Origin of the sequence: Corallococcus sp. CA047B (genome assembly GCF_003612065.1) — a bacterium.
Classification (GTDB): Bacteria; Myxococcota; Myxococcia; order Myxococcales; family Myxococcaceae; genus Corallococcus; species Corallococcus praedator.
In genome coordinates this window covers 1-9,777 of record NZ_RAWD01000336.1, presented here as the reverse complement: position 1 = coordinate 9,777, position 9,777 = coordinate 1, and the positions used below count along the sequence as shown (strand labels likewise).

General features: G+C 70.6%; 9 protein-coding genes. 3 read left to right on the top strand and 6 right to left on the bottom strand.

All coding sequences use genetic code 11. The features are described from left to right. Window positions 1-105: 105 nt before the first annotated feature. Genes D7X74_RS34585 through D7X74_RS34575 form a run of 3 tightly spaced genes read right to left on the bottom strand, consistent with a single transcriptional unit; the run spans window position 106 to window position 3,674 of the window. On the bottom strand, window positions 106-1,716 hold the full coding sequence (locus tag D7X74_RS34585) for an FHA domain-containing protein (RefSeq protein ID WP_120537262.1): 1,611 nt from the start codon (window positions 1,714-1,716) through the stop codon (window positions 106-108). A gap of 6 nt (window positions 1,717-1,722) precedes the next feature. Beyond that, complete coding sequence (locus tag D7X74_RS34580) at window positions 1,723-2,652, bottom strand: YafY family protein (protein ID WP_120537261.1); 930 nt, start codon at window positions 2,650-2,652, stop codon at window positions 1,723-1,725. After that, window positions 2,649-3,674, bottom strand: a complete 1,026-nt coding sequence (locus D7X74_RS34575; protein ID WP_120537260.1) for a YafY family protein — start codon at window positions 3,672-3,674, stop codon at window positions 2,649-2,651. Before D7X74_RS34575 ends, D7X74_RS34580 begins: the two co-directional genes overlap by 4 nt. Window positions 3,675-4,033: 359 nt before the next feature. Here D7X74_RS34575 and D7X74_RS34570 point away from each other — a divergent pair, with 359 nt between their 5' ends. After that, complete coding sequence (locus D7X74_RS34570; protein ID WP_120537259.1) at window positions 4,034-4,510, top strand: hypothetical protein; 477 nt, start codon at window positions 4,034-4,036, stop codon at window positions 4,508-4,510. A 32-nt stretch (window positions 4,511-4,542) separates the two neighbouring features. On the opposite strand, the gene proB is transcribed toward D7X74_RS34570, so the two are convergent. Further along, window positions 4,543-5,670 (bottom strand): glutamate 5-kinase, encoded by a 1,128-nt coding sequence (gene proB / locus D7X74_RS34565; protein WP_120537258.1) that lies wholly within the window; start codon window positions 5,668-5,670, stop codon window positions 4,543-4,545. Window positions 5,671-5,840: 170 nt separating this feature from the next. Between proB and hflX the strand changes: the two genes are divergently transcribed. Together hflX and D7X74_RS34555 are read left to right on the top strand one after the other, a co-directional pair. Beyond that, window positions 5,841-7,496: a GTPase HflX gene (gene hflX / locus D7X74_RS34560; protein WP_120537257.1), complete on the top strand. Its 1,656-nt coding sequence runs from the start codon at window positions 5,841-5,843 to the stop codon at window positions 7,494-7,496. 69 nt (window positions 7,497-7,565) lie between these two features. Then, window positions 7,566-8,018: a hypothetical protein gene (locus D7X74_RS34555; protein ID WP_233602387.1), complete on the top strand. Its 453-nt coding sequence runs from the start codon at window positions 7,566-7,568 to the stop codon at window positions 8,016-8,018. Between the two features lie 40 nt (window positions 8,019-8,058). Here the strand turns inward: D7X74_RS34555 and D7X74_RS34550 are convergent, their stop codons facing one another. Next, window positions 8,059-9,066, bottom strand: coding sequence for an NAD(P)H-dependent glycerol-3-phosphate dehydrogenase (locus D7X74_RS34550; RefSeq protein ID WP_120537256.1), 1,008 nt, complete (start codon window positions 9,064-9,066; stop codon window positions 8,059-8,061). 30 nt (window positions 9,067-9,096) lie between these two features. Continuing rightward, the coding region (locus tag D7X74_RS34545; RefSeq protein ID WP_120537255.1) for a hypothetical protein at window positions 9,097-9,777 on the bottom strand (681 nt) is incomplete at its 5' end.

The following is a 9,777-nucleotide window of genomic DNA, read 5'->3' as shown; positions in this document are numbered from 1 at the left end:
CGCATCACCCTTGTCAGGGTGGGAACGGAAGGGGGGGTCGGCAACCCGGACGGCCCAAGCCCGCCTCCCAGGCGGGGTTGCACCGTCGGCTACCGGACCTGCCAGCTACAGGCCGTACTCGGCGCGCTTGTTCTCCGCGCGCGTGGCGCACGGCTGGTCGTACTCGGGGAAGTACTCGCGCATGTGGTCCAGCGTGGAGGCGGCCTGCTTGAAGCGGCTCTGGTTGTAGTAGCCCTCCACCTCCAGCAGCAGCTTGGAGCAGGTCCGGTCCAGCTCCTGCTGGGCGTTCTTCATGCCTTCCTGGGCCTCGTAGTACAGCTCCGGCTTGGGGTCCGGGTGGGCCTCCAGCATCAGCCACGCCTCGCGGAAGGACTTCCACGCCTCGTAGCGGTTGCGCGCGCCGATGTCCGGCGTCTCGAAGTTCTTGCGGCCCTTCTTGTAGGACTCGCCGGCCATCTGGACCAGCTGCACCGTCGAAAGCTGCTCGGGCAAGAGGGCGCGCTCCACCCAGACGTTCCACACGCGCCACGGGTCCTCGCCGGGCGGGTTGCGGGTGTTGTCGAAGATGATGCGGTTGGGCTCGCCCTTGCGCAGCTGCTGGGGCGGGATCATCAGCTCCAGCGAGCGCTCCTGGCTGGCCAGCGTGTCCGGGGGCACCTTGCCCACGTCCACGCCGTTGACGCTCACCACGACCTCGTCCTTGGAGATGCCCTGGGCCTGATAGTGGAGGATGACCACCGCGCGCGTGGCGGCGACGAACTCCCACTCGAAGACCTTCATGTCCGGCCGGTTCCAGGTGACGCCGTCGCCCAGGCCGAACGAATCATTGATGGGCTGGTTGGTCAGGCGCACCGGCTCCTCGCCGCGCGCCACCTTCTCGTCGCCGCCCAGCACCAGCCAGTACAGCAGGCCGAAGAGGGCCAGCACCACCACGCCGCCGCCGGTCATCACGCCCGCGCGGACCTTGGGGCTGGCCTCCGCCCAGAACAGGCGCAGGTTGGCCGCCAGGCCCGGCGTCTCACGGCGGATGCGGGCGCGGTCGGCGGCGGACAGGCCTCCGCCCCCGCCAGTACCGGCCCGGGGAGAGGAGACGCGGGCCACGGAGCGGGACGACTGCGAGCCCGTGCGGCGCGCCGGAGCGGACGTCCCGGACGGACGCGGCGCCAGGGCCTGGGGCGCGTCGTCGTCCGGCGGGGGCACGGCGGCACGCTGGGGGTTGGTGGTGGGCCGGCGGATCGCGCGCATGTTCATGCGGGTGGACTCCGCGCGGATCTCCTGGAGCTCCTCCTCGTCGGCGCCCTCCGGGCGCAGCGACGCGGCGGCCTTCTTGTTGCGCTGCTTGCGCAGCGAGTCCATGGACACGATGCGGGTGCTGTTGGCGCCGTCTTCCTGGGGCGCGTCTTCCTCGCCGGTGGTCGCGTCGTCCTGGGCGAGCGCGAACAGGAACGTCACCGGCCCCAACGTGATGGCATCCCCGTCGGTGAGCGCCTGCTTCTGCACCGCCGCGCCGTTGATGAGCGTGCCGTTGGCGCTCTTCTGGTCCTCCACCCCGTAGCCCTCGCCCATCTTCAAGATGCGGCAGTGGCGGCGGGACACACCCGGGTCGTACAGCACCACGTCACACTCGGAGGTGCGACCGATGAGCACGGAGTCCTGGTCGAAGACGAACTCCTTGCCAGCGTCTTTTCCCTCGGAGATCGTCAGTTGGAAAGCCATGTCGTCCTAGGAGCCTATCGAGGCATGCACGGCTCGGGCAACGGCTGCGCGAGCGCTCGCCGGCTCCAGCACCTCCGCCTCGCCTCCGAAGGATAGCACCCACTGCGTGAGCCAGCGCTCACTGTCTCCAGCCACGCGCACCTCCACCCCTCCGTCAGCGAGCGGGCGGGCGTCCTGCCCGAAGCGCTCCTTCACGTAGGGCGCGGCGATGGGTGAGAAGCGCACCCGGACGGAGGCCTCGCTGGCGCCGCGCGCCGGGTTGGGCACGTCCGCGCGGGCGTCCGGCGGGGGCAGGAAGGCGGTGGTGGTGACGGCCAGGTCCTCCATCCGGTCCAGCCGGAACAGGCGCGCGTCCTGGCGGGTGTGGCAGAAGCCCTGGAGGTACCACTGACCCCGGTTGCTGAGCAGCTCGTAGGGGCGCACCCGGCGCGACTCCGCCGGACGGCCCGGGGTGGCGTAGCCGAACGTCACTTCCAGCCGCTCCAGGATGGCCCGGGTGAGCGGCCCCAGCGCCAGGGGCGCCTCGCCCGTGGCGTCGATCTTCCGGTACATGTCCCGGAAGCGCTCGCGCGCGGCGGGCGGGATGATGTTCTCCAGCTTGGTGAGGGCGCTCTGGAGCGCGTCCCCGGTGGCCGGGCGCAGCAGCTCCGCCGCGGCGGCCAGGGCCGCGGCCTCGCCCGCCGTCAGCCGGGGCGGCGCGAACAGGCGCTGATCCAGGTCCACGTAGACGCGGTCGTTGTCCACGTAGATGTCGATGTAGTCGTCCGGGTTGAAGGGCGGCCGGCCCACGCATGTGAGCAGGTCCAGCTCCTCCAGCAGGTCCTCCCGGCTGATGTTGAGGGCCTTGGCCAGGGCCTCCACCGTGACGCCCGGGTGCTTGGAGACGTAGGGGACGAGGAACAGCAGTCGGCGCAGCCGCTCGTGGACGTTGCTCATGCGCTCACCTGCTGGCCATCCACCATCGCGTGCTTCTCCAGGATGCGCGCCGCCATCCGCTCCAGCGGCTCACGCGCCTCCGGAGGTCCCTCCACGCGGCAGTCCGCGCCGAGCGACAGGACGAACCGCGCCAGACCGTCCACGAACGTCACCGGGAAGCGGGCCCGCGTCACGCCCTCCTCCACCGGCTCCAGCGCCGCGCCGGGGAACAGCGAGCCCCCGCGCGAGGACAGCGGCCCCTTCAAGAGGAGCGTCACCTCCATGGGCTCATGGAAGCGGTACTGCCAGGGGAAGTACGCCACGTGCGCGTCGAGCGAGAAGTCGGCGGGCACCTCGAAGTCCGGCGTGCGCGGCCGGGCGGTGTTCGCCTTCAGCTCGCGGATGCGGTGCACGTGGAAGGTGCGCAGGCCCTGGCGCAGGTGGCAGTAGCCCACCAGCGTCCACACGCCGCGCCGCAGCGCGAGCCCATACGGGTCCACGCGCCGCTCCGTCAGCCCCGCCTGCTTGGGGCTGCCGTAGGTCAGCTGCACCCACTTGTGCGCGGAGCACGCCTCCCAGAGCGTCTCCAGCCGGGCGGAGACCTCCTTCTCCTGTCCCTCCTGGCCGGTGCCCAGCTCCATGCGCACGCGCGGGGTGGGCAGGGATTCCCCGGCGAAGAAGCCAATCTTGCGCAGGGCGTGCGCCAGGTCGTCGCGGCCCGGGAAGGCCCCGGACGCCAGCGCGGCGGAGCCGGCGGCGTAGAGCACGGCCAGCTCCTCCTTCGTGAGGTCCGCCTCCGGCAGGTAGTAGACGTTGCGGTCGACGAGGTAGCCGTCGCGCCGCTCGTCGTCGCCCTGCACGTAGCTCAGGGGGAAGCCGAGTTCGACGAGCTCCGCCTTGTCGCGCTCGAACTTGCGCTCCGCGGCGTCGTCCGAACCGCCGTAGTCGGCGGGGAAGTGCTCGCGCAGCTCGGCCCACGAGATGGGTTCCCGCGCGTCGAGCAGCAGTGCCACGAGATCAAGGATGCGTTCCGTGCGGTCCATTCAGAAGATCGGGGACGATGGCGGACAGGACCCGGGAGATCAAGCAGACCGGGGACTTCCGGGGGGTTGAGTGCGACGGCTGGGGGGAAGGGACAGCGACAAGAACAGCGGAGGCGGCCGCGCCCGTCCAGGAGGGATAGCCGCCCCCACCTGAACAGGCAAGCAGGTATCGCCATGTACCCCCTGATTCGTCCGCAAGGCAGCAGACAACCGGGGGCGTGGGGCTCGCACTCGGGGCGCGTCTGGGTTATTCCTTGGGAATTGTCGAATCGGGTGTGAAGCGACAGCGGATCCACCCGGGTCCGTTGCCCGCCGTGGGGCCGACTCGGCGGACGGATGCTTTCGAAGAGGGCTCGACCATGGACCGCACCTCCCTGCTGAAGAGATGGCTGCCCGGGCTGGCGCTGGTGCTGCTGACCTTCTTCGTCGCCACCCCGGCGCAGGCGCGCTCCGAACCGCTCTACTTCGCGCTGGAGGTCCGGCGCGACGGCCGGCTCATCGCCCAGCCCAAGCTGCTGGGTCAGGCGGGCCGGACGCTCAGGGCCGAGCGCCGCCGCCCGGGCGCGCTCTCCCCGGACTACCGGCTGGTGCTCACGCCCCGGGGTGAAGGGGATTCGTTCCAGTTGGAGCTGGACCTGTCGCTCCCAGAGGGCGAAGGCCACTCGCAGCTCGCCCTGCTGCACGGCCAGGAGCGCAAGCTGCAGCTCGGCCGGGTGCCGGGGGAGCTGGAAGTGTCCCTGCTCCTGATGAAGGTGGACTCGCCGGAGTTCCGCGCGCTGATGCGGCTCACGGAAGGGACGCCCGGCACGGTGCAGTCCGTCTCCAGCTCCATCTAGGCGGCCCCCGTCTGCGGCCGCCCCGCCCAGCGCTACAGCACCGCCAGGTCGTCGCGGTGCACGGCCTCGTCCAGGTAGCGGTAGCCCAGCACCGCTTCGATGTCCGTGCTGCGCCGTCCGGTGATGCGCCGCAGCTCGCTGGCGTCGTAGGTGGAGAGGCCCCGGGCGAACACCGCCCCGGTCGCGTCCGCCAGATCCACCGGGTCCCCCCGGCTGAACTCCCCCTCCACGGCCTTCACGCCACTGGGCAGCAGGCTGCGCTTGCCGGTGACGATGGCCTCCCGCGCGCCCGCGTCCACCACCAGCCGGCCCCGGGGCCGGAGCGCATGGGCGATCCACGCCGTGCGAGCGCTGCGGCGGCTGCCCGCCGGCTCGAAGAGCGTGCCCACCTCTTCGCCAAGCAGCACGGTGCGCAGGCGGCCGGGCACCGCGCCGGAGGTGATGACGCAGGGGATGCCCAGCTCCGCGGCGCGCGCGGCGGCGCGGACCTTGGACGCCATGCCGCCGGTGCCCACGGCGCTCGTCGCGTCTCCGGCGAGGGCCAGCACCTCCGGGGTGACGCCCGGCACGGAGGGCATCAGGCGCGCGTCCGCGTCGCGGCGGGGGTCGGCGGTGTACAGGCCCTCCACGTCGGACAGGAGCACCAGCGCGTCGGCCTCCACCACGCCAGCGACCAAGCTCGCCAGCGTGTCGTTGTCACCGAACTTGAGCTCGTCCACCGACACGGTGTCGTTCTCGTTGATGACCGGCACCACGCCCGCGGCCAGCAGGCGGTCCAGGGTGTGCTTCACGTTGAGGTAGCGCCGGCGCTCCTGCACGTCCTCGTGGGTGAGCAGCACCTGCGCCACTGTGCGGTCCGCGTGGCCGAAGGCCTCCTCGTACGCCTGCATCAGGCGGCTCTGCCCCACCGCCGCGCACGCCTGCTTGCCCGGGATGTCCCGGGGCCGCGCGGGCAGCCCCAGCCGCTCCATGCCCAGCGCGATGGCGCCGCTGGACACCACCACCAATTCCCGCCCCTGGGCGGCCCACAGCAGGTCCTGGCCCAGCGCCTCGAAGTGGGCGCGGTTGAAGCGGCCGGTGGCGCTCGTCAGCGCGTTGGTCCCAATCTTCACCACCACGCGGCGGGCCCCGCGCAGGGCGTTGCGTGCGGAATCAGTCACAGGGCGGAGCGTAGGCTGGAAATGGAAAGGACGCGCGCGCCCCGATTGTTCTTGAGGGTCCGTACGCATCTGAACGGTGGTGGCTTTGTCATGAAACCCGAAGGCCCGCTGTCCATCCAATGCCTTGAACGTGGCGCGGGCCTTTCAGTGGCCGTGCCAGGAGAAACGGTTTGAAGGAAATCTTCGGCAACACCCTGGGTCTCAAGTCGAGCGAGCAGCAGCGGCTGCGCAACACCTTCCGCCGCCGGGTGGATCCGCGCGAAATCGTGTCCGCGGAGCTCGCCCGCCACCTCACCGAGCTGTCGCATGAGCTCAACCGGCAGGTGGGCGTCCTCATCAACCGCAAGGGCGACATCGAGCACGTGGTGGTGGGCAACGCGCACAAGCTGGAGCTCCCGGACATCGGCCGCGCTCGCGCCGGGCAGATCCGCCTGCGTGGCCTGCGGCTGGTCCACACGCACCTGAAGAGCGAACCCCTGACGAAGGACGACCTCACGGACCTTGCGCTGCTGCGCCTGGACTGCGTGGCGGCCGTGGGCGTGGGCCAGGAGGGCCTGCCCGGGGTGCTGCACTACGCCTACCTGGTGCCGGAGAACGGCACGGGCGAGTTCTGGCAGGTGTCCAAGCTGCCCTCCGTGCACGTCGAACAGCCGGACGTCCTGGCGACGCTGGACGCGCTGGAGGAGGAGTTCAACCGCAAGGCGGCCTCGCGCACGGTGTCCGGACGCGAGCGCGCCATCCTGGTGGCGGTGTGCCTGGACGGCAACCGCGCGCGGGCGGAGTCGTCGCTGGCGGAGCTGAAGGAGCTGGCGCGCACCGCCGGCGTGGAGGTGATGGACAGCGTGCTCCAGGTGCGGCGGGAAGCGGATCCGCGCTACCTCATCGGCCGGGGCAAGCTGGACGACCTGAACCTGCGCTCCATGCAGTCCATGGTGGACCTGCTCATCTTCGACAAGGACCTCACCCCGTCGCAGGGGCGCCACATCGGTGACGCGACCAGCCTCAAGGTGTTGGACCGCACGCAGCTCATCCTGGACATCTTCGCCCAGCGCGCGCAGACGGCGGAGGGCAAGCTCCAGGTGGAGCTGGCGCAGCAGAAGTACCGGCTGCCCCGGCTGGTGCAGGGCGACGACTCGCTCAGCCGGCTCATGGGCGGTGGCGTGGGCGGACGCGGCCCCGGCGAGACGAAGCTGGAGATCGACCGTCGCCGCGTGCGCGAGCGCATCACCAATCTGGAGAAGCGCATCGACCTCATCAGCCGCGAGCGCAGCGTCCGGCGGGCCCAACGCAACCGGCGCGAGGTGCCGGTCATCTCCATCGTGGGCTACACCAACGCGGGCAAGTCCACGCTGCTCAACGCCATCACCAACGCGGAGGTGCTGGCGGAGGACAAGCTGTTCGCCACGTTGGATCCCACGAGCCGCCGGCTGCGCTTCCCCCAAGAGCGGGAGGTCATCATCACCGACACGGTGGGCTTCATCCGGGACCTGCCCAAGGACCTGGTGGCTGCCTTCCGCGCCACGCTGGAGGAGCTGTACGACGCAAGCCTCCTCCTGCACGTGGTGGACGCGGGCGACCCTGCCCGCGACGACCAGGTGGAGGCGGTGGAGACCATCCTCAACTCGCTGGGGCTGATGGAGAAGCCGCGCCTGATGGTGTGGAACAAGGCGGACCTCCTGCCCGCGGACGAGGTGGAGCAGTTGCTGCGCTCCCGGGGCGGCGTGGCCATCAGCGCCGCGAAGCGCGAGGGCCTGGCGACGCTGCTGGCCAAGGCGGACACCACCCTGTTCGCCGAGGGAGCGTCCGAGTCCATCGGCGTCGTCTAGGCGCCCGCGGTGGATGGCGGATTGCCGGCATGGGGGCCTCCCCTCTAGAGTCGAGGGGCCTTGGCTCCCATGCTGAAACTGCTCATCCCCCTGTTGACGGCCCAAATCGAAGGCCTGCCCGGACAAGACGCCGAGCCGGCCTACGACAAGCCCGTCTCGTCCATCTCGACCGGCTACATCGACGTGCTCGAGAAGAACAGCCACATCGTCTACCCGGCCATCGCCGTGGTGACGCTGGCGCTCATCGCCTGGGGCATCCTCTCCGCGTGGCGCACGCAGGACATGGACGGCCTGCAGAAGAACCAGTTCAAGCAGTCCATCATCAACGAGCTGCGCCGGCAGATCAGCGGCATGCCCGGCGACCAGTTGGGCAAGACCATCGGGCTGGACCGGCTCAAGACCAACCGCCTGCTGGAGGAGATGCAGACGGAAGGTCTGGTGATGAGCCACACCAACTCGGAGCGGCTCACCGTGTGGCGCGTGCGCGGAGCCGGCCCCGAGGCCAAGCCCCGCAAGTACTGACCGCGCGCTCGCGGAGCGGACTCCGGAGCGCGGCCGGCCGCTACACGCCGGACAGCTCCGACTTCGGCTGGCGCGTCATCAGGTCCACCACCGCCATCTTCGCGTTCTTGCCCTCGTAGGCAATCTCGTAGACCTGCTGGCAGATGGGCAGCTCCACGCCCGTCTTGAGCGACAGGTCGCGCGCGCTCTTGGCCGTCTTCACGCCCTCGGCGACCTCCTTCATCTCCGCGAGGATGTCCGGCAGCTTGCGGCCCTTGCCCAGCTCCATGCCGACGTGGCGGTTGCGGCTGAGCTCGCCCGTGCACGTGAGCACCAGGTCGCCCATGCCGGACAGGCCGGAGAGCGTCAGCGGGTTGGCGCCCTTCCTCACGGCGAGGCGGGTGATCTCCGCGAGGCCGCGCGTGATGATGGCCGCCCGGGCGTTGTGGCCCATGCCCAGGCCATCCGCCATGCCCGCGGCGATGGCGATGACGTTCTTGAGCGCGCCGCCGTACTGCACGCCCACGACGTCCGTGGACGTGTACGAGCGGAAGGTGTCCGTCTGCAGCGCCTTCTGACAGCGCTGGGCCACCTTGTCCCAGTGCGACGCGATGGTCACCACCGTGGGCATGCGCCGCGCCAGCTCCTTGGCGAAGCTGGGGCCGGAGAGCACCGCGACGTACGGGTGGAACTCCTCCGGCAGACAGTCCTCCAAGAGTTCCGTCATGGTGAGGAGCGTTTCGTTCTCGATGCCCTTGGACACCGTCACCAGGGGCACCCCCTTGGGCAGGAACGCCTTCGCGCGCGCGAGCACCTCGCGCGTGGCGTGGCTGGGCGTGGCGAGCACCACCATCTCCGACCCGGCCAGCGCTTCCTCCAGGTCGGTGGTGGCGCGCACGCGCTCGGAGAGGGGGATGCCCTTGAGGTAGGTGGCGTTCTCGTGGCGGGTGTTGATGGCTTCCACCGCGCCGGGCTCGCGGCCCCACAGGCGGACCTCCTCGCAATTCACCGCCAGCACGTTCGCGAGCGCCGTACCGAACGAGCCTGCACCGATGACACTGCCGCGCATGGATGACCTCAAGTCGATAAGGAGGGGGCTTCAGAACAACGCGGACACCACGCCAATGGACAACGTGGGCATGAACTCCGCATCCGTGGAGCGACTGCGGAAGTCGCCGCCGACGGAGACAGCGTAGGACGTCTTTTCGCCGACCGGAAACTCCGCGCCCAGGCGCAGGAGGATGGACGCGTCCACCTTCCACGCGGGCGGCAGGCCGCTCAGGGGCGAGGACTGGATGGGGTCCAGGTCGAAGGCCAGCAGGCACCGCAGGTCCATGTACGGACGCACCGAGCGCGGCCCGTCACCCTGGAAGGAGGCCACGACGCCCGGGGCCACGTTCCAGTCGCGCCGGCCGCTCAGGTAGCGCGCGCCCTTCTGCTCCGTGTCCGGGGGACGCAGGAAGAACGCACGGCCTCCATCCACCACGAGCGCCAGGCTGCCGTTCGCACCGTCCAGCAGGGTGAAGCGCGCGCCCGCGCGGATCTCCGTCATCAGGCCGTAGACGCTGTCCACGCCCAGCCCCAGGTCCAGCGCCGGCAGGACGCCGTACAGGCCCCGCGCGGACACGAACGGGTAGCCCAGCTCCATGCCCACGCCCAGGTGCCCCGACCCCAGCGACCGCCCGCCATAGAGCCCGTACCGGTTGGGCGCCTGGGGAGGACGGGGAGGACCGGGCGGCTTCGGCGGTCGGACGGTCTTCTCCCGGCGCCCGGTCCTCCC

Excerpts from the sequence above, each read along its gene's own strand:
- D7X74_RS34585 (WP_120537262.1), bottom strand. The coding sequence starts at position 1,716 with ATGGCTTTCCAACTGACGATCTCCGAGGGAAAAGACGCTGGCAAGGAG.
- D7X74_RS34580 (WP_120537261.1), bottom strand. The coding sequence starts at position 2,652 with ATGAGCAACGTCCACGAGCGGCTGCGCCGACTGCTGTTCCTCGTCCCC.
- D7X74_RS34575 (WP_120537260.1), bottom strand. The coding sequence starts at position 3,674 with ATGGACCGCACGGAACGCATCCTTGATCTCGTGGCACTGCTGCTCGAC.
- D7X74_RS34570 (WP_120537259.1), top strand. The coding sequence starts at position 4,034 with ATGGACCGCACCTCCCTGCTGAAGAGATGGCTGCCCGGGCTGGCGCTG.
- D7X74_RS34555 (WP_233602387.1), top strand. The coding sequence starts at position 7,566 with ATGCTGAAACTGCTCATCCCCCTGTTGACGGCCCAAATCGAAGGCCTG.
- D7X74_RS34550 (WP_120537256.1), bottom strand. The coding sequence starts at position 9,066 with ATGCGCGGCAGTGTCATCGGTGCAGGCTCGTTCGGTACGGCGCTCGCG.